The following is a 19458-nucleotide window of genomic DNA, read 5'->3' as shown; positions in this document are numbered from 1 at the left end:
GCTACAACCAATACGGCTGGTTCACTCGTATATTTTGCCAAGGATCGGATAAATTTCAGCAGCTCTTTATATCCTATATCGCTTTTGGTGCAAGCAATATGAAGATTTTGTCAAGAATCTTAGCTGTTGCCCCAAAATTCATCACCCCGATAAATCGGGGGACTTCTTTTGGAAGAGAGTTGTTAAGTCGAGTGCGGCAGCTTACAAACTTTCATCGCTTAAAAAAATTGCAAATGAGTTCGCCTGCACCATGGGGTTCAAACGATAGAACGGTTCCATCTTTTTGAATTCTAAAGCGATCGCGACAGTTATAAACTTCCATCGGTCTGACAATGCCATCGATGCTGACGGTGGCTAGATACTGCCAATGATATTTCGCACTTCGCTTGATACTCAGGATACAAATGACGCGATCGCTGTAATTACGACACAATGGAGTTGCTTGGACAGGTAGAGTAACTGCCAACGATAACGCTAGTAGCAACAGCACGACGATCGATCTTATCACTTCAGAGGCCACCAAGAAACTTTATCTCTAGTCGCACTGTAGACTTCTTTTAACCCTTCTGGGGAGACGACGCGCACGATATCTCCAGAAGGATCGCTAGCTTTAGGCGATTCTAGCAAACCTACCTGTTGCATTCCTTTGAGTACCTGTTCGACGGTGCGCTGGTTAAGCTGACAGGCGCGGGCAATGACATCTACAGGCAAATCGAATAAATAGACACCGTTGGCATCCGGTTGGTTGCCTAACTCGCGTTCTTGATAAATTAGCGCCCTTAGCAATGAAGCTACTGCTTGTGGCGGATAGGTACTGCAATTGAGCAAGTGATACTGGAATTTTTCTCCCAACTCAAATAACATTCTATAGCGATCGCGGAAAATTTCGCTATCTTCATACATTTTCTGAACGGTTTCCAAAGGAATTTTGAGCGCGTGGGTGGTTTTATAAGCTTCTACCAGACAGGGAAATGCCCTACTTGCCAACCCGTAGCTAAACGGCAAGCTTCTCATGCCAAAACAACTCCCTGGATAGTTGATAGCAATGATGCGATCGAGAGGGGTACTGTGGGTAATGACTAAACCCTCGTCCAGAATGACGTACAACACGTCTAGATATTGCTTGGGAAGAAAAGCCGTATAGACCGGACGATTGGAAAACAGCTTCTCTATTTTAAGGCGATCGTCTTGAAGATAATCGCTCAACCAAGTCTCCTCTAGTCCCCTAAATAAGTAGTTTCCCTCAATTAGTTGTCTGAGCAGACTGTTCTTTTGTTGCTGTTTGGCGATTTTTGCCATACTCTAGGTTTAGACGTTATCTCTATTCTTAGCATGGCACAAATCGGCATTACCTAGTTTTGAAATTCAATTGAATTTTAAATGTATTGAAATTTATTTCTTGTTATACAGGATTAAATTTTAAAGTAAGTTCGACTTATATCTTGCACTCTTCGCATTAGCTGCCAGGAAATTCATTTCCTGAAACCCACCTCTGAAGTCCATTTTAATGGACTCAGATACTTATACAGTCGTATGAAAACGACTTTACCTATGAAACAGCGATTAAAATCGCTGACTGAGGGACTCTGAATTGTAACGCGATCTGGCAGGAGTTGCCAACGAGGAGAGAAATCCCAACCTACATCTTCTAAGCAACTTCTGCTCGAATAGTGCTCTCTTCCGCAAACCGGACAAGTTTTTTCCCGTCTTTTTCTGTAATAACACCAGGATTGTTCCGAGCGAACACATAGAGAATGCGTAGTTCTACAATTGAACCATTGATGCTCTCAGGCTTATTGTAAACAATGTAATCCCCCAATTTTTGTCAAAATGGCAAAAGTAACATCCATATTCCCCGAACAGCTTGTTTTTAGGTATGCTGCCAAATATCCTTCCCTAATTTTTCTAACTTTTATTCTGAGTTTTTCAGCAGCACTTTTTAATGGGATTAGTACGGCTTTAATTGTTCCTTTATTATTAGGAGGTTTGTCAGGAAATTTACTGAAGTTAGACAAAGCTCCAGAACTTCTTAAAAACTTTATGTCTTGCTTTGATGGTTTTTCTGACGAGATTAAACCATTGATTATGTTTGGGGTCGGTTTTATCGCGATCGTTCTCAAGAATGCTACTAACTATCTTAGTTCTTTAGTCAACGGACACTTGTCTCGTTCCCTTGTCAATAGCATGAAGCTAGACGGGATTAAATTACTCTTAGAAGTAGATTTGGATTATTATGCCAAAAATAAAACTGGCGACATCATCAGTTATCTGGCCCATGACATTAATGAGACGGCTGGAACGATTCAGACGGGGATTTTAATCTTAAGAACTGCTGTTACTGTCTTGACTTATATTGGGCTTCTAATCTTAATTTCCTGGCAACTAACTGTCATATCTACTGTTTTAATAGCAGGAATATTTTTTTTCAATCAAAATTTTTTAAGAATTTCCAAAAAACTCGGGCAGGAACTCTCTCAGGTTTCCAAACAGTACTCTAATAAAATTTTAGAGATTGTAACAGCAAATCGTTTAATTAGAGTTGCTAAAACTGAAGAAAAAGAATATCAAAGAATTCAACAGCTAGTTTTAGCTTTAGAAAAATCTCAATTTTACTTACAAATCAACGATCAAGCCATTCAGCCGATTAATGAAGTTTTCGGAATTATCGTACTGCTAACTATCGTTATTTCGGGACGCTATCTATTTGCAGGTAACTTACCATCAGTGACAACAGTTTTATTAGCCTATCTTCTACTTTTATACAAGCTACTTCCTTTTGTAAGTCAGTTGAATCATGCTCGTAACGAATTAGCTAAAAAAGCCTTTAGCGTCAAGATGGCAACTAACTTCCTGCAAAGAGAAAACAAACCTTTTATGGTCAATCGCGATCGCCCTCAGATTTATTCACAATTAGAGGAAGGCATTCGCTTTGAAAACGTCAGTTTCGTATATCCCGACACCGACAGAGCGGTACTCAACGAGATTAATTTGTGGATTCCCAAAGGCAAAACAATCGCGCTAGTTGGTTCTTCTGGCGCTGGTAAATCAACGCTAGCCGATCTACTGCCAAGATTTTACGACCCAAGCGGAGGACGCATTACCATCGACGGCATCGACCTCAGAGAATACGACCTCAAAAGTCTCAGACAAGCGATGGGCATCGTCAGTCAAGATACCTTTTTATTTAATAACTCCGTTCGCTACAACATTACTTATGGACTCGAAGATGTCAGCGAAGAGCGCTTGATTGATGCCGCTAAACTGGCCAACGCTTATGAATTCATCATGCAACTTCCCAACGGCTTCGACACCGAAATCGGCGATCGCGGCGTGATGCTCTCTGGCGGGCAAAGGCAGCGTTTGGCGATTGCTCGTGCCTTGATCCGCAATCCCGATATTTTAATTTTAGATGAAGCCACTAGCGCCCTCGATACGGCTTCCGAGCGACTGGTACAACAAGCACTCGATCGCTTATCTCGAAATAGAACAATTCTCGCGATCGCTCACCGCCTTTCTACTATTCAAAAAGCTTATCAAATTGCCGTCCTAGATAAAGGTCGCATTGTCGAGTTGGGCAGCCACGAACAACTGCTAGCGCAAAATGGCTATTATGCCCGCCTGTACTCGATGCAATTTGCCGAGTCGCCCCGATAGGAGATGGGGAGTGTGGGGGGACTTCTGAGACTCCGAGACAATTAACTACTAACTACTAACTCTCACCAATCCTTTCATCAAAGGACTAATGACAAAGAACAAACGACCAATCCCCAACTACCGATAAACTGGCAAAGTAAAGTGGAAACAGCTACCGCATTCTGGGATACTATCTACCCAGATTTGACCGTAATGGGCGCGGACGATCTTACGGCACATCGAAAGCCCTAAACCGTAACCTTCCTTAGATTCGTCGCGCTTGAGACGAAAATGCCCCTCAAAAATCCGTTCTCGTTTTTCTTCGGGAATGCCGGGTCCGGTATCGCAAACGCTCACCTGAATTTTTTGCGTGGTGCGGTGGAGAATAGAAACTTGGATCTTTCCTCCTTCTGGGGTGTACTTGCAGGCATTGTCTAAAAGATTGACAATGACCTGGCGAATTAACTCGGCATCGGCATAAACGGGAGGTAAATCTTGAGGAATATCTTTCTCTAGCTTTTGAGACTTAGCTTGAAACTGCTCGGCAAACTGAGCCAAAATCTCTTCGCACAACGACTGTAGGTACATGCGACCGTGCTGAACTCGCAGTTCGGCATTCATGGTCTTAGACGCTTGCAGAATCTCGGTAATGATTCTGTTCATGACGCGAAACTGTTTGCGAGCTTGCTGGTAAAGTTGGTCTTTAAGCTTTGCGGTTCGTTCGTTATTCTCTTGAGTTTGCGTTAACTCCAGCGTTTCTACAGCAATCGAAGCCGCCGTGAGAGGGCTACGCAGGTCATGAGCCAACATAGCTAATACCTGATCTTTAAATTTCAACCGATCGAGGAGTTCTTCTTTTTCTTGTTTGAGACGAAAGACTTCATCGGAAAGCCGGATAAATTCTGCCGCGTACCCTACATCGTCGAGTTTAAGGGACAGAGTTTGACTACTAGAACCATTTCGTTTGGAAGTGTTGGCTATTTGCTCCTCGAAAGCCAGTTGCCAGCGAGGGCACCACTTTTTTAGTTGTTCGACAATATTACTGCCCGCAAGCGTTTGTCTGGGTTCTGGAAAAATTTTCACTAAAGCCGGAGTCGCGATCAATTTGAAATGCTCGACCAGATGCGGCTGTTCTCCAATCTCGATCGCTTGCAGCTCAATAGAATAATCTGTCTTTAGGCTTTGGAGATAATTTTGGATCTGCCCAATCATTTCTTGCGAACTGGGACGCTCGTCAACAAACAGCAAAAGCTGGATCGACACGGGTGTCGGAGTGTCTTGTCCTGGGGCTGCCTGCATGTTAGGTAGTTGCAACACAGATGATTTAGTATTAGATAGGTCAGGAGTGAGCATGCTAAATGGGCGATCGCGTCTCGAATTGTAAAGATGTCGGCTACAAAGTCCGTTCGACAATCGAAACTAAAACTCTATGACCTTCCTACAAAAGGTAGGATCTTTTTTACGATCTCTTTCATTTTAAGATCATTAAGATAGTATAAAATTTACTAAACTTCATATCCAGCATTATTCACCTAAATATTAAGTAAAGATTACAGAACTCCTATGGCTCTCGGTTATGTCGCTCTCGTCCTCCACGCCCATCTGCCTTTCGTCCGACATCCAGAAAGTGACTATGTTTTAGAAGAGGAATGGCTTTATGAAGCCATTACAGAAACCTATGTCCCTCTCTTGCACGTCTTTGAAGGGCTAAAGCGAGATGGGATTGACTTCAAGATGACCATGAGCATGACACCTCCCTTGGTGTCGATGTTGCGCGATCCCCTGCTACAAGATCGTTATGATCAACACCTTGCCAAGTTAGAAGAACTGGTTCAAAAAGAAATCAAGCATAACGAACATAATGGGCATATTCGCTACTTAGCAGAATATTATGCTAAAGAATTCCATGAAATTCGCACGACTTGGGAACGTTACGACCGAGATTTAGTTGCCGCCTTCAAACAATTTCTCGATAGCAATAACCTGGAAATCATTACCTGCGGCGCGACTCACGGCTATATGCCCTTGATGAAAATGTATCCTCAAGCGGTGTGGGCACAAATCCAGGTGGCTTGCGAACACTACCAAGAACATTTCGATCGCCCGCCCAAAGGAATTTGGTTGCCCGAATGCGCCTATTATGAAGGCGTGGAGCGCATGCTAGCCGATGCCGATCTGCGCTATTTTCTCGTTGACGGACACGGAATTCTCTACGGTCGCCCCCGTCCCCGCTTTGGTAACTACGCGCCTATTTTTACCGAAACTGGGGTTGCTGCCTTCGGTCGCGATCACGAATCTTCCCAGCAGGTATGGTCGTCTCAGGTCGGCTATCCTGGCGATCCCGTCTATCGAGAGTTTTATAAAGATTTGGGCTGGGAAGCGGAATACGAATACATTAAGCCCTACATTATGCCCAACGGTCAGCGGAAAAACATCGGGATCAAGTATCACAAGATCACCAGTCGTCATGCGGGTTTGTCGGACAAAGCGCTGTACGATCCTTACTGGGCTAGAGAAAAGGCGGCAGAACACGCAGGTAACTTCATGTATAATCGGGAGCAGCAAGTCGGACATTTGGCAGCAATAATGCAGCGTCCGCCAATTGTGGTGTCGCCCTACGATGCCGAACTGTTCGGGCACTGGTGGTACGAAGGACCTTGGTTTATCGATTATTTGTTCCGCAAGTCTTGGTACGACCAAAGTACTTATGAAATGACTCACCTAGCAGATTATTTGCGTCGCCATCCCACGCAACAGGTGTGCCGTCCCTCTCAGTCAAGTTGGGGTCATAAGGGATTTCACGAATATTGGCTCAACAATACCAATGCTTGGATTTATCCCCACCTGCACAAAGCCACAGAACGCATGATCGAACTGAGTCGAAGAGAAGCCGCAGACGAACTCGAAGAACGCGCCCTCAATCAAGCAGCGCGGGAGTTGCTGCTGGCGCAATCGTCGGACTGGGCGTTTATCATGCGCACGGGAACGATGGTGCCCTATGCGGTACGCCGGACGCGATCGCACTTGCTGCGCTTTAATAAACTCTATGAAGACATTAAAGCAGAAAAAATCGATTCGGGTTGGTTGGCAAAAGTAGAAGCGATGGACAATATTTTCCCGAAGATTAATTACCGAGTTTATAGACCATTGTAATTTTGTTATTGGTTAGTGGTTAGTTATTAAAAAAATTCTAATAACTACTAACTATTAATTTAATTTTCATTTTCTAAAAATTCTCGCACTCTCGACAGATAAGTCTCGGCATCTTCCAACATAGGAAAATGAGCGGTTTTGGGAATTTCTACATATTCAATTGCCTCATTTAAAGCAGCAGCTTGACGGCCCATAACGGTAGGAATGATGATATCTTTCTCGCCAGAAATTAACAAAGTTGGCACGCTAATTTGGGCGAATTTCTGCGGCATAATTTCTACAGCTTTTTTACTGACGGAAGTGTAAATCGTTCCTAAAGCTGCTTCATAGTCTGCTAAGAGAAAATCTTCTAAAAAAGCTCGCCGATCTTGTTTACTAATGGGACGATGAAGAAATCGCGACATAAATACGCGATCGGCAAAGGGAATATTTAAAAACCACTTATAGCGAAATTTGACAACGTAACCGCCAAATTTATAAAAAGCAGCAAAAGCTTTTTCATCGTATTCAAATATGCCATTACAGACTAAAATTGCCCGTTTGACTCGTTCGGGATATAATGTGAGAAACCAAGCAGCTACCGATGCGCCCATTGAGTGACCGTGAAGATAGATTTTATCTACATGTAAAGCATCGAGTAAAACCCCTAAATCTTTGGCATATTCTTCAAGTTCGTAACTTAGTTTGAACGACGAACTCTCGGTTGAGGAGTGGGGGAGGCAAGAACGTCCAAATCCCCTAAGATCGTATAGCAAACAATCGAAGCGATCGCTGAGTGCCCTTGCCGTGTTGCGCCAATACCGCGACGATCCTCCCCATCCGTGAACGAACGCCATCACGGGTTTGGAGGAAGTTTGAGGCTGGCGAATCCATTCATAATAATGCTCGACCCCGCGAACGTTAACTTTATCTTTCAAGCTACCGATTGTCATGGCTGAGTCCTAATGTTTCTATTTTTGAGCAGGAGTATAAGGCAGATATTTTAGTAGTTGAAAATAAAGTAGGCAACCTTTGCGTCCTGTCAAGCCTGCTCGTCGAGCGCGGCTATCAAATCAGACAAGCCCTCGATAGAGAAATGGCAATCATGGCAGCACAGACAATGCCGCCCGATTTAATTTTACTCGATGTTAAGCTTCCGCGTTTGAACGGTTACGAACTCTACCAGCAACTAAAAACGATAGAAACAACCAAAGAAATTCCCGTAATTTTCTTAAGCAAGTTAGACGCAAGCTTTGATAAAGCGAGAGCGTTTGCTGTTAGAGGAGCAGATTATATTGCTAAACCTTACCAACCCGAAGAAGTAATCATGCGGGTAGAAACGCAACTCAAATTGAGTGCCCTGCAAAAACAACTCGCCCAAAAAGATGCCAAACTAGAAGAGCAACTCCGCCTCAACGAGATCGTCCATCGATTTCATCCCCAACCTCAGCTTAATTTACTACTACTCGATCGCGCGATCGCTGCTACTCCTAACGGCATTGTCATTACCGATGCAAACGCGCCCTATAACCCGGTTATTTACGTCAATCCAGGTTTTGAACGCATGACAGGGTATTCATCGGCAGAAGCCATAGGAAAAAACTGCCGCTTCTTGCAGGGAGAAGATAGAAAGCAACCCGCCCTCGAAATCATCCGACAAGCTATCCGACAACAAAAAGAGTGCCGGGTCACCGTGCGTAACTATCGCAAAGATGGAACGCTATTTTGGAATGATATTTCGATTTCTCCCATAAGAGATGAAGCGGGAAAAGTAACTCACTACATCGCCGTTCAAACAAACATTACCGAATACAAACGAGTGGAAGAAGAGCGACAAAGGTATCAATCCTCGCTCCAGCAAATGAACTTGGAACTCTATCAACTCAACCAAACCTTACACCGCCTAGCTAATTCGGACGGCTTAACTGGAGTAGCCAATCGCCGCCGTTTTGAAGAACATCTCGAACAAGAGTGGCGGCGGATGTTAAGAGAACAATTGCCTTTGTCGGTAATTTTAGGGGATATCGATTACTTTAAACCCTACAACGATTCTTATGGTCATCTAGAGGGAGATGATTGTTTAAAAGCCGTGACGAGAGCGATCGATCGCGTTGTCAATCGTCCGGCGGATTTAGTGGCTCGTTACGGGGGAGAGGAGTTTGCCATTATCTTGCCCAACACTCCCGCTACAGGAGCGATACAAGTGGCACAATCAATCCGCAAGGCAGTACTACAACTCCAAATTCCCCACCAATCTTCGCCTGTAAGAGAGTATGTCACCATGAGTTTGGGCATCGCCACTCAGATACCGGCTCAACAGCTGTCGCCTAAAAATTTAATTGAGGCGGCTGACCAAGCACTGTATCGAGCTAAGGAACAAGGTCGCAATTGTGCCGTCGCCCAAATTGAGTAAATAATAGACCAAGCAGTTATTTTGAAACTGGCGTGTCTGAGAAGAAAAAATCCCCTCGCTCTCTAGCTGGTATCGCGCGCATCGTCGCCATTGCCACCCTGATCAGTAAAATCTTTGGCTTAGTTCGCGAACAGGCGATCGCATGGGCTTTTGGCGTGGGAGCCGTTGTCAACGCCTACGCCTATGCCTACGTCATTCCCGGTTTTCTGCTGATCTTGCTCGGCGGCATTAACGGTCCCTTTCACAGCGCTTTAGTGAGTGTTTTGGCAAAGCGGAACAAGTCCGAAGCCGCCCCCATCGTGGAAACGGTAACAACCCTCATCAGTATCGTCCTGTTACTCGTTACCGTCGTTCTAGTCGTCTTTGCCGGAACGTTTATCGATATCCTTGCGCCAGGGTTAGACGGGATAGCAAGAGCTAGCGCTATTCTACAGCTACGGATTATGGCACCGCTAGCCGTATTTGCCGGATTGATCGGCATTGGTTTCGGTACGCTAAATGCCTCGAACCAATATTGGTTGCCAAGTATCAGTCCTCTCTTTTCCAGCTTAACTGTCGTCATTGGTGTCGCCGTTCTCGCTTGGCTGCTGGGAGAGCAAATTAACGATTCTCGATACCTGCAATTAGGGGGAGTAGTGCTAGCGGGAGGAACGCTAGCAGGCGGACTTTTGCAATGGGTGGCACAGTTAAACGCCCAGATTCAGTCGGGGATGGGTAAGTTGCGGTTGCGCTTTGATTGGCGCATTCCTGGCGTAGGAGATGTTATGAGAGTCATGATCCCCGCCTCCCTTTCTTCTGGAATGTTACATATTAACGTTTATACCGATTTATTTTTTGCCTCTTATATTGAAGGTGCGGCAGCCGCAATGCGCTACGCTAATTTCATTGTGCTAACGCCATTGGGCATTATTTCTAATATGATTTTAGTGCCTTTTATGCCCGTCTTTTCCCAACTCGCTGCCCCAGAAAATTGGCAAGAATTAAAATTTAGAATTCGTCAGGGATTATTATTAACTGCCCTCACGATGTTACCTCTGACAGCAATTTTTATTGCGTCAGCCACTCCAATTATTCGGATAATTTACGAACGTGGCTCTTTTAATCTGGAAGCTTCTCAAATGGTCATTCCCGTTTTAATGGCTTATGGATTTGGAATGTTCTTTTATTTAGGTCGCGATGTTTTAGTTAGAGTCTTTTATGCTTTGGGCGATGGAGAAACGCCCTTTCGCGTCAGTATTTTTAATATTTTTCTCAATGCCGGATTAGATTATTTATTGATTCAATCTTTTCAAACTCCAGGATTAGTCTTAGCTACTGTTGGCGTTAATATCACTTCCATGGGAGCATTTTTGTGGATTTTAAACCGCCGACTTAATGGCTTGCCGTTGGGTGAATGGGGATTGGCTTTATTACAGTTAACAGCAATTACTATCGTGTCGGCTATAGCAAGTTCGGGCGTAAATTGGGGATGGGAAAAACTTTTAGATAGTAATAATCTGTTGCTTTTGTTATTACAATTTTGTCTATCAGCAAGCGTTGCCTTGGGAGTTTTTGTTCTATTAGTAATGCAGTTAAGGTTGCCAGAAGTTGATATTATCGTGTCTCGAATTCAGCAAAAGTTAAGCAAGTAATAGCTCATATCTTGTCCGCCAGTAGAGCAGTTAAAAGAGGACGAACTTGAAAGGCTCGCCTTGCGATCCCATTCCAGTAGTGAGATTAACTCAAATATGATGGTTTAATTATTCCACCCCGCGACGATGTCGCGATCGAGGAGACTATAAAAAGGTTAATTTGCGATCGCTCCTATTTAAAGTGGTTGCGTCGTAATGCTTATAGTACTGCACAACAATATAGTTGGGCAAAAATCGCTCGTCAAAACCTTGTTTTTTATCAAGAGGCTTTAGCTTTGAAAGAAAAGTTATAGCACTTTTCATTATTTGAACTTTAGCCAACCGAGTCAAAAATCTGTTGCGCGGTTAAATTTAATTGGGGAAAATTTGAGGAGACAATTAGGTTATTGCTCTGAAATGGAGTCATTTGATACTCGCCATCTACTAACTCGCACACGAAAATAGTCGGCTGCTTGGGATTTCCGAGAAACTTACGCGCACCCAAGGCAGCATAATCAACAATCCAATATTCGGGAATGCCCATCTCCTCATAATCGGCATATTTTTTGTGGTAGTCATCCCGCCAGTTATTTGAAACAACTTCAATTACCAATGGTATTGATTCGGATTGAGTAACTGTAGATTCTTTTTTCCAAAGTGGCTCGTTTTTCAAATTATTTTGGTTTAGTACCAATACATCGGGCAAGTAGCACGAATCAGCACTCTTGGTTCTAACAAAACCTGTTTTTGGAATATTAAAAGGAAGATTTAGCCGCTCAATTTCGACTGCTAATTTTCGTGTCAAAAAACCGACAACATCCTCATGGTCGCCAGATGGTGGGGGCATCTCAACTATTACTCCTTGATGCAGTTCGTAGCGTTTACCGTCGTTGGGATACCGTTCAATAAATTCATCGAAGGTTAGTAGCTTGGGCAAGGCTGCGGTCATAATTTCACCTCCATGTCTATTGAATATCATAAGCGTTACAGAAATTTCAAAGCGATCGCTTAATGCTATGCTATCCTCTTTTGTAGCGAACGTTGTTTACTCTAATATGCTAAGAGTAGCTTTTAATAATTTTTTTGAAAAAAGAGCTAACTATCCAAGATTCAAATCAAAACACGGGAAACAGTCTATTCAGTATCCTCAAAACGTCAAAGTTTCTGATAGCTATTTAACCCTATCAGTAGATAGAGAATAAATTCTCTGTCCGAGATGCTAAAGTTGCAATTAAGATCTTGTATCATTCTCAACAACTACTCTTGGAATTAATTTCCTGACTGATAAAAAAGTCTTCTCAAGAAGACTCGATAGGAATTTCAGTCTATTTTAATAGAGTTGAGATTTGAGCCTAGAACTATAGTTCTAGGCGTTGATGCCAAAGGAACAAAATCTTGAGTTTAAACGGACTTTAGATTTGGGGGACAAGAAATTTATATCAATTTCCTCTTTTCTGGCTACAGATAAAGAGAGAAGGAGGTGTGTGGAAAGTGTGGATGGATTAAATAAGAGATTTGTAGCGGGCATTTTTGAAAACGGTATTATTTCATGGCGAAATAAAGTCAGAATGAAATAAACTTGGCTGTTTTACAGGCTTATTGCATCCATTGCCTAGTCCCGAAAAATTGACAGGAATAAGAGGCAACCTGAGTCGCACAAGAAAGCGCGTCAATAAAATTTTTTTGAAGAATATAGTGGCAAAAAGCACCGTGAAAGATATCGCCAGCACCTAGAGTATCGATGGCTTTTATCGTAGGAATTTCTATTTCTCCCTTTTCTCCTTGAGAGAGATATTGAATGGGGTTTTCACCTTGAGTAATCGCAATGTGAGGAATGCCTATTTGTTGAAGATAGATAAATACATCTTCCTGATTATAGCAATTGGGAGGATAAAAATTAGCCGAACAAATTGCATAATCGACAAAAGGCAACACTTCTTCAAAACCCGATTTCCAACTTCCGCCATCGATCGCGACTGGAATATTTCTTACTCTAGCTTGTTGAGCGATCGCAACGCTAAGCGCCATTTGATGCCCGTCAATTAAAATGAGTTCGATATCCTGTAAAATATCTGAGGGGATTTGTTCGGGAATCGCTTGAAATTTAGTAGCATTAGCAGAAATAACCGCTCGTTCTCCTGTCGATTGGGTGACGATAATAGAAGAAACTGAAGGTAATTCCGTGCGATTTGGCGCTAAATCTACAATTTTGACCGAATAAGTTTCTAGATCGCAGCGAATTATCTGACTAATAGAATGGTTGCCAATAACACTTAGCAATGTAGCGCGATCGCCCAGATAACTAAACGTTACGGCAGCATTAGTAGCAGGTCCTCCAGCTGCAATAGTTTGGTCTAAAGCAACAATTTTCTGATTAGTTTCTGGGATATTTTTAGTTAGATAGATGAAGTCTAACGTAGATAAGCCAACAAATAGTCCATGTCGTTTCATGTTTTAGACTCTGCGACATGATGCTTTTCATATATTGTAGACAACAGTCAAGATTATATAAAAAAAATCGATCCGGAACAAAAACACAATTAGTAAATTTAATCAGTCGATAAAAATACCGATCGCAAATTTCCTTTGCAAATAGAAAGATCGGTAAATTCGCGTATTTACTGACTCAAAATCTATGCTTAAATATTTTTAACAAAAAGGCTTAGACCCTTTTATAGATAGTTAATGCGCGGAATAGTCAATAGCTTACACTTCAATTGATTATCTATTTTTTTACATTTTATAGTGTATCTTTGCAACGCGAATGACTATTCAAAAATGTAACTAATGCACTAAGCATTAATGAGAGCTGAATGCAGCTTTAAGTTGTTTTAATGAAAGGAGAAACTTGTGACTCTAACCGACCAATTTGACCAAAGAATACTCGGACTCGTAAACCAAGAACGCGCTAAGCAGGGCTTAAGATCCTTAAGCCTCAGCCAAAAATTAGATGCTGCCGCAGATGGTCATTCCGGTCGTATGGCGAATGGCGACTTTTTCAGTCACGTCGATCCGGGTAATGGGTCAAGACCGAGCGATCGCGCTACTCAAGCGGGTTATCGGTGGACAACTGTGGGAGAAAATATTGCTGCCGGTCAAACAAGTCCAGAAGCCGTCATGCAAGCGTGGATGAATAGTTCCGGGCACCGTGCGAATATTCTCAATCCCAACTACACTCATCTAGGAGTAGGATATGCCTACCTAGCCAACGATAGCGGACGCATCAATTATCAGCGCTACTGGACTCAAGTATTCGGTGCAGGCGATCCCAACCCAGGCACCTACACAGCTCAGAGTGACGGTTCCTCGACTCCATCGCCTAGCCCCAATCCTAACCCTTCTGGAGAAACTCAAGGTTCCGGGGGAATTAAGGGCACCAACGGAAACGACGAACTGACTGGCGACTCTTCTGCTCAAACCATTTACGGTTATGGAGGAAATGACACCCTTAGAGGTCAAGGCGGTAACGACAGACTATTCGCTGGTTCGGGTAGCGATCGCGTTTATGGCGATGGAGGAGACGATTATCTCTCCGGCGGTTCTGGTAAAGATATGCTCCTCGGTGGGGATGGAACGGATACACTTGTCGGTGTCGCTACCAACCAACAACCAGGGAGAGGCGAAATCGATACGCTCGCAGGCGGTGCAGGTGCTGACACTTTCAGGCTAGGCGATAGCAATAATGTCTACTACAACGACGGTCAAAATAATACTCTGGGTCAGGCAGATTATGCTCTGATTCAAGATTTTAGCCAAGCTGAGGGTGATATCATTCAACTTAAGGGTAGTGCGAGTAATTATGCCTTGGGATCTGCTCCGCAAGGATTGCCCGCAGGTACGGCAATTTACCTAAAAACGACGGGTCAAGACGAACTGATTGCCGTGGTACAAAATACCAGCAACCTTTCTCTTGAAAGTAATTCCTTCAATTACGTTTAGCCGATAAGTTAATAGGCGTATAATGCCTACAGCGATCGGGAATTTCTCTTCTGTTGTCACTCCGACGGAAGAGAAATTCCCGATATTAGATCGATAAAACCATAAGATGCGGGAAGATGGGCAACGCTTATCCCACAGATTGACCGTTCCCAGCGATATAATCCTGCAACGCCTTTACGTCTAAAGGTTCGGACTGTAAAGAACGAATAGCTGCTACAGTTGCCTTGGCACCAGCGAGAGTAGTGATAATTGGCAACTTATAATCCAATGCCGTGCGACGAATTAGGCGCGCATCGGTGTGGGATTCTTCTCCATTGGGAGTATTAATGATGAATTGAATCCAATTGTTTTTGATCCAGTCAATTACGTGGGGACGACCTTCGTGGAGTTTGAGGACTAATTCCACATTATCGATTCCATTTTCTAGCAAGACTTTGCGCGTTCCCGCTGTCGCGACTACTCTAAATCCTAAATCGATGAGGTTCTTAACGACAGGAACCGATGCTACTTTATCGCGATCGCTCATCGAAACAAATACCGTTCCTGTTGTAGCGAGACGAACGCCCGCGGCAATTTCTGCCTTGGCAAATGCCCTGCCAAAATCGCTGTCAATGCCCATTACTTCGCCCGTAGACCGCATTTCTGGACCGAGTAGAGTATCCGTCCCCGGAAACTTCTCGAAGGGCAATACAGCCTCTTTAACAGCGATATGGTGAGGAATATACTCAGAGGTAACGCCTAGCGATTCTAGGGTTTTCCCAGACATGACGAGAGAAGCAAACTTGGCTAAAGGAATCCCCGTCGCCTTGGAAACGTAAGGAACGGTACGAGAGGCGCGAGGGTTGGCTTCTAGAATATAGACTCGTTCCCCTTGTACGGCATACTGAATATTAATCAACCCTACCACTTTGAGCGCCTGGGCGAGTTTGACTGTCCACTGACGAATGGTATCGATCGCGCTATTGGCTAAAGAGGTAAAAGGAATCGAACAGGCAGAGTCGCCAGAATGAACCCCCGCTTCTTCGATGTGTTCCATAATGCCGCCGATGATGACTTTCCCCGTAGAATCGCATAGCGCATCGACATCGACTTCGATCGCATTTTCAAGGAACTTATCGATCAAAATGGGGCGGTCGGGTTCTACCTGAACTGCATAGGTCATGTATCGTTGCAGATCGTCGTCAGAATAGACGATTTCCATTGCCCGTCCGCCTAAGACATAGGAAGGACGTACTACCACCGGATAGCCAATTCGTCCGGCGATTGAGAGGGATTCTTGGTAGCTGCGGGCGATTCCGTTAGGCGGTTGGCTAATATTTAATTGGCGCAAAATTTGCTCGAATCGTTCCCTATCTTCAGCGATATCGATCGAATCCGGTGACGTTCCCCAGATTTTGGGCACGAAATCAGCCCCATTGGCTTCTCTTTCATCTAGGTATTCCTGCAAGGGAACGGCTAATTTGAGGGGCGTTTGACCGCCGAATTGAACGATAATGCCTTCGGGACGTTCTGCTTCGATGATATTGAGGACATCTTCTTTGGTGAGGGGTTCAAAGTAAAGGCGATCGCTCGTATCGTAATCGGTAGAAACAGTTTCTGGGTTAGAGTTGACCATGATCGTCTCGAACCCTGCATTTCTCAGAGAAAAGGAAGCGTGACAGCAGCAGTAGTCAAACTCGATTCCCTGTCCGATGCGGTTTGGTCCTCCGCCGAGAATCATGACTTTGCGCTTCTCAGAGGATCTGACTTCCGATTCTTCGGGTTCGTAGCTAGAGTAATAATAAGGCGTGAAGGCTTCAAATTCTGCCGCGCAAGTATCGACGAGTTTGTAGACTGGGATAACGCCTAAATGCTTGCGATAACCTCTCACTTGGTCTTCTGAGGTTTTCGTCGCAAAGGCGATTTGGCGATCGCTAAATCCTTGCTGTTTGATAAACTGCATTTGTTCTTTGGTAATTTCGTGCAGGGGAGTCCGCTTGAGAAACTTCTCGGTTTCTACAAGTTCCTGCATTTTGTCCAAAAACCAAGGATCGATCGCGGTAAGTTCGTAAAGTTCTTCCACCGTCATTCCCAAATGGAAGGCGTGATGGATGGTAAAGATTCTCTCTGGATTGGGCGTTCTCAGATTTGCCCGAATTTGGGAGAGAGAAGGGAGGGTTTCCTGTCTGTCGCAACCGAAGCCAAAACGACCAATTTCTAGCGATCGCAAGGCTTTTTGAAAAGATTCTTGGAAGGTGCGTCCGATTGCCATTGCCTCGCCTACCGACTTCATCTGAGTCGTCAGGATAGCTTGTGCGCCTGGGAATTTTTCAAAGGCGAAACGGGGGATTTTGGTGACGACGTAATCAATGGTCGGTTCAAAGGAAGCTGGGGTTTTCTTGGTAATATCGTTGGGAATTTCATCGAGAGTATAGCCCACTGCTAACTTCGCTGCAAATTTAGCGATCGGGAATCCCGTCGCTTTCGATGCTAGGGCAGAGGATCGAGACACGCGGGGATTCATTTCGATGACGATGACCTCGCCGTTGACGGGATTGACGGCGAATTGAATGTTCGATCCGCCCGTTTCTACGCCAATCTCCCGAATAATCGCTTTAGAATAATCCCGCAGGCGCTGATATTCTTTATCCGTCAGAGTTTGGGCGGGGGCGACGGTAATCGAATCTCCCGTATGTACGCCCATCGGATCGATATTTTCAATCGAACAGATAATGACGACATTATCTGCCAAGTCGCGCATGACTTCTAGTTCGTATTCTTTCCAACCTAGAAGGGATTTCTCGACTAAAATTTGCGAGACGGGAGACGCATCGATTCCGTATTGCGCCATCTGTTCGTATTCTTCCTGGTTGTAGGCGATGCCGCCGCCAGTACCGCCGAGAGTAAAAGCAGGACGAATAATTAAAGGATAGGAACCGATTTCTTGCGCGATCGCTTTTGCTTCCTCAATATTGTTAGCGATTCCTGACGGACAGACGGGAACGCCGATGCGCTGCATGGCTTTTTTAAACAGTTCCCTATCTTCTGCCTTTTCGATCGCGTCCAGCTTTGCCCCGATTAACTCAAGGTTATACTTTTCCAGTACGCCACTTTTTGCCAATGCCACGGCTATGTTTAATGCCGTTTGTCCCCCCATCGTCGGCAGTAAAGCATCTGGTTTTTCTTTGGCAATGACCTTTTCAACGATTTCTGGCGTTAGCGGTTCTACATACGTTCGATCTGCCGTTTCCGGGTCGGTCATAATTGTAGCGGGATTGGAGTTGACCAACACGACTTCATAGCCTTCTTCTCGAAGCGCTTTACAAGCTTGTGTGCCAGAATAGTCAAATTCGCAGGCTTGTCCGATAACAATCGGACCCGAACCTAGAAGCAGGATTTTACGTATATCGTCGCGGCGTGGCATAGGATGTGTCTCGTTGAGTGAGAGAAATTAAACCCAGATCATTGTATAGGTTCTTGGTACGACTAATGCCGAAAGCTTTATGTAGGTTTAATGACTCGATCTCTAAAATAGCGCTCAAAACTGCGATCGCCTCTGAAAATTTTATCGAGAAGGCTGTTCTACTTTTGGCTTGGTTTTTGCTTTTCGCTTCAATTCTTTCTCAATATTTGACATTTCATTGTCTATTTCTTCTAATTTTTGTTCGCCCAATGCAATTAGATCGTCAATTTTTTTTAAAATTTCTAGTGGCTCTTGTTGGAAATCTGGTCGCTTCACTTTAATTTCTTCAAACCTGTAATTATGCCAGAAAAAATGCTTTTAGTTTCTAAAATTAGCTCTAATTCGCGATCTAATTTTCCTGCTACCTCTTTAAATTCTTCATAAGTTGCCACGTCTATGACATTAATCTCATTAACAATTATCTGAAGTCTACTTCTTTGAATATTGACAAAAAATATCGCATTATTCAAAAAAGCGAACAGGCGAACTAGCGTAGGGTTTTCGGGAAAAAGTTCGAGAACGATTCTGGTAAGTTCTAATCCTTCTGTTGCTTTCCCTTCAATCCAATCTAACTCGTTATTGAAACGCTTTATTAACGCATTAATTTCCGGCGGAGTAGATGACATAATTGGCTATCTTCTCATAAAGATAGCCAAAACGCGATCCGCCTTGGCGTTACCTGTGTGCAGGATCTAGTCGGCATTTTCTGTTATTCATCTGAAATCAGATTCAGAATTGCGATCGCTTCCTCGCACCAAGCCGATCGCTCAGTTTCGTAGCGAATCCAATTGCGCAGGGTCAAAATGGAGTCGGAAGTATAGTCGATAAATCGATTTAGGAGCTTAAAATAATGATTCTACACTTTATTTCGGGCGATCGCATTGATGAAGCGGTTGAAATTCTTGCCCTCTCATTCCAAAATTATCCTCTCATGCGCTATTTTCTTGGGAGCGACGATCTCAACCGAATTTCTGCTTTCTTCCGTCTCAGCTACCAATGGCGATTGGCGCTTCAGTCATTTTGGCTATCGCGTAACTGCCAAGACTCGACTTGACAATATAGATGTTTGGTGCATGTTTCGACCAAACGAAGAAGGATAAGCATGTTAGAGAAATTATTAGAGAATCCAATCATTGACCAAAACAATTTTGGAGTTTAAATGAAAGGATTATCGGTTATCCTTTCACAGAGGAAACAGCGATGCTGGGAGCGATCGCCAACCTAGTAACATAGAAAGGGGTTATAGGTTATCTATATATCTAATTAATAATTAACACCTAACGATAATC

16 protein-coding genes and 1 pseudogene are annotated in these 19458 nt (G+C 43.9%); 7 read left to right on the top strand and 10 right to left on the bottom strand.

The features are described 5' to 3' along the window. Positions 1 to 211 precede the first annotated feature (211 nt). Entirely contained in the window at positions 212 to 508 is a 297-nt protein-coding gene (locus tag PLE7327_RS18795) for a hypothetical protein (protein ID WP_186005338.1), read from the bottom strand. Next, positions 505 to 1299 (bottom strand): Crp/Fnr family transcriptional regulator, encoded by a 795-nt coding sequence (locus tag PLE7327_RS18790; protein ID WP_015145356.1) that lies wholly within the window; start codon positions 1297 to 1299, stop codon positions 505 to 507. The genes PLE7327_RS18795 and PLE7327_RS18790 overlap by 4 nt, the downstream gene beginning before the upstream one ends. 531 nt (positions 1300 to 1830) lie before the next feature. On the opposite strand from PLE7327_RS18790, the gene PLE7327_RS18785 reads away from it, so the two are divergent. Beyond that, positions 1831 to 3654 (top strand): ABC transporter ATP-binding protein, encoded by a 1824-nt coding sequence (locus tag PLE7327_RS18785; protein ID WP_015145355.1) that lies wholly within the window; start codon positions 1831 to 1833, stop codon positions 3652 to 3654. Positions 3655 to 3771: 117 nt separating this feature from the next. Here PLE7327_RS18785 and PLE7327_RS18780 read toward each other — a convergent pair whose 3' ends face one another. After that, positions 3772 to 4950 (bottom strand): histidine kinase, encoded by a 1179-nt coding sequence (locus PLE7327_RS18780; protein ID WP_041393576.1) that lies wholly within the window; start codon positions 4948 to 4950, stop codon positions 3772 to 3774. Between the two features lie 246 nt (positions 4951 to 5196). Here PLE7327_RS18780 and PLE7327_RS18775 point away from each other — a divergent pair, with 246 nt between their 5' ends. After that, positions 5197 to 6786 (top strand): glycoside hydrolase family 57 protein, encoded by a 1590-nt coding sequence (locus PLE7327_RS18775; RefSeq protein WP_015145353.1) that lies wholly within the window; start codon positions 5197 to 5199, stop codon positions 6784 to 6786. A gap of 59 nt (positions 6787 to 6845) precedes the next feature. Here the strand turns inward: PLE7327_RS18775 and PLE7327_RS18770 are convergent, their stop codons facing one another. Continuing rightward, complete coding sequence (locus tag PLE7327_RS18770; protein WP_015145352.1) at positions 6846 to 7718, bottom strand: alpha/beta fold hydrolase; 873 nt, start codon at positions 7716 to 7718, stop codon at positions 6846 to 6848. On the opposite strand from PLE7327_RS18770, the gene PLE7327_RS18765 reads away from it, so the two are divergent. Both PLE7327_RS18765 and murJ read left to right on the top strand, forming a co-directional pair. Beyond that, positions 7712 to 9178 (top strand): diguanylate cyclase domain-containing protein, encoded by a 1467-nt coding sequence (locus tag PLE7327_RS18765; RefSeq protein ID WP_217523204.1) that lies wholly within the window; start codon positions 7712 to 7714, stop codon positions 9176 to 9178. The two genes, PLE7327_RS18770 and PLE7327_RS18765, sit on opposite strands and share 7 nt — an antisense overlap. A 32-nt stretch (positions 9179 to 9210) precedes the next feature. Then, the gene (gene murJ / locus PLE7327_RS18760; RefSeq protein WP_015145350.1) at positions 9211 to 10809 is read left to right on the top strand and encodes a murein biosynthesis integral membrane protein MurJ; all 1599 of its coding nucleotides are present in this window, start codon (positions 9211 to 9213) and stop codon (positions 10807 to 10809) included. A 313-nt stretch (positions 10810 to 11122) separates the two neighbouring features. Here the strand turns inward: murJ and PLE7327_RS18755 are convergent, their stop codons facing one another. After that, on the bottom strand, positions 11123 to 11737 hold the full coding sequence (locus PLE7327_RS18755) for a Uma2 family endonuclease (protein ID WP_015145349.1): 615 nt from the start codon (positions 11735 to 11737) through the stop codon (positions 11123 to 11125). A gap of 109 nt (positions 11738 to 11846) precedes the next feature. Between PLE7327_RS18755 and PLE7327_RS26750 the strand changes: the two are divergent. Then, positions 11847 to 11972 (top strand): annotated as a pseudogene (locus PLE7327_RS26750) (RNA-guided endonuclease TnpB family protein); the annotation flags it as partial. 412 nt (positions 11973 to 12384) lie between these two features. On the opposite strand, the gene PLE7327_RS18740 reads toward PLE7327_RS26750, so the two are convergent. Continuing rightward, positions 12385 to 13239: a sugar kinase gene (locus PLE7327_RS18740; protein WP_015145348.1), complete on the bottom strand. Its 855-nt coding sequence runs from the start codon at positions 13237 to 13239 to the stop codon at positions 12385 to 12387. A 399-nt stretch (positions 13240 to 13638) separates the two neighbouring features. Here PLE7327_RS18740 and PLE7327_RS18735 point away from each other — a divergent pair, with 399 nt between their 5' ends. After that, positions 13639 to 14727, top strand: a complete 1089-nt coding sequence (locus PLE7327_RS18735; RefSeq protein WP_015145347.1) for a CAP domain-containing protein — start codon at positions 13639 to 13641, stop codon at positions 14725 to 14727. Positions 14728 to 14854: 127 nt separating this feature from the next. Here the strand turns inward: PLE7327_RS18735 and carB are convergent, their stop codons facing one another. The 4 genes from carB to PLE7327_RS26745 all read right to left on the bottom strand — a co-directional run bounded on the left by carB (position 14855) and on the right by PLE7327_RS26745 (position 18971). After that, positions 14855 to 18130 carry a carbamoyl-phosphate synthase large subunit gene (gene carB / locus PLE7327_RS18730; protein ID WP_015145346.1) on the bottom strand — a complete coding sequence of 1092 codons (3276 nt, stop codon included), beginning with the start codon at positions 18128 to 18130 and terminating at the stop codon, positions 14855 to 14857. A 141-nt stretch (positions 18131 to 18271) separates the two neighbouring features. Next, complete coding sequence (locus PLE7327_RS24965; RefSeq protein WP_015145345.1) at positions 18272 to 18445, bottom strand: hypothetical protein; 174 nt, start codon at positions 18443 to 18445, stop codon at positions 18272 to 18274. After that, positions 18442 to 18795 carry a hypothetical protein gene (locus PLE7327_RS18725; RefSeq protein WP_015145344.1) on the bottom strand — a complete coding sequence of 118 codons (354 nt, stop codon included), beginning with the start codon at positions 18793 to 18795 and terminating at the stop codon, positions 18442 to 18444. Before PLE7327_RS18725 ends, PLE7327_RS24965 begins: the two co-directional genes overlap by 4 nt. Before the next feature lie 83 nt (positions 18796 to 18878). Next, positions 18879 to 18971 (bottom strand): hypothetical protein, encoded by a 93-nt coding sequence (locus PLE7327_RS26745; protein WP_217523202.1) that lies wholly within the window; start codon positions 18969 to 18971, stop codon positions 18879 to 18881. Between the two features lie 48 nt (positions 18972 to 19019). On the opposite strand from PLE7327_RS26745, the gene PLE7327_RS18720 reads away from it, so the two are divergent. Then, positions 19020 to 19223, top strand: coding sequence for a hypothetical protein (locus PLE7327_RS18720; RefSeq protein WP_015145343.1), 204 nt, complete (start codon positions 19020 to 19022; stop codon positions 19221 to 19223). The last annotated feature ends 235 nt before the right edge of the window (positions 19224 to 19458 follow it).

It is taken from the genome of Pleurocapsa sp. PCC 7327, from assembly GCF_000317025.1.
Taxonomy (GTDB): Bacteria; Cyanobacteriota; Cyanobacteriia; order Cyanobacteriales; family Microcystaceae; genus Hydrococcus.
The sequence above is the reverse complement of the archived record's forward strand: the minus strand, read 5'-3'. Positions and strand labels throughout refer to the sequence as shown.

Bases quoted from the DNA above. Each gene is read 5' to 3' on its own strand.
- PLE7327_RS18785 (WP_015145355.1), top strand. From the start codon at position 1,831: ATGGCAAAAGTAACATCCATATTCCCCGAACAGCTTGTTTTTAGGTAT.
- PLE7327_RS18770 (WP_015145352.1), bottom strand. From the start codon at position 7,718: ATGACAATCGGTAGCTTGAAAGATAAAGTTAACGTTCGCGGGGTCGAG.
- PLE7327_RS18755 (WP_015145349.1), bottom strand. From the start codon at position 11,737: ATGACCGCAGCCTTGCCCAAGCTACTAACCTTCGATGAATTTATTGAA.
- PLE7327_RS18790 (WP_015145356.1), bottom strand. From the start codon at position 1,299: ATGGCAAAAATCGCCAAACAGCAACAAAAGAACAGTCTGCTCAGACAA.
- PLE7327_RS18720 (WP_015145343.1), top strand. From the start codon at position 19,020: ATGATTCTACACTTTATTTCGGGCGATCGCATTGATGAAGCGGTTGAA.
- PLE7327_RS18725 (WP_015145344.1), bottom strand. From the start codon at position 18,795: ATGTCATCTACTCCGCCGGAAATTAATGCGTTAATAAAGCGTTTCAAT.
- PLE7327_RS18775 (WP_015145353.1), top strand. From the start codon at position 5,197: ATGGCTCTCGGTTATGTCGCTCTCGTCCTCCACGCCCATCTGCCTTTC.
- PLE7327_RS18740 (WP_015145348.1), bottom strand. From the start codon at position 13,239: ATGAAACGACATGGACTATTTGTTGGCTTATCTACGTTAGACTTCATC.
- carB (WP_015145346.1), bottom strand. From the start codon at position 18,130: ATGCCACGCCGCGACGATATACGTAAAATCCTGCTTCTAGGTTCGGGT.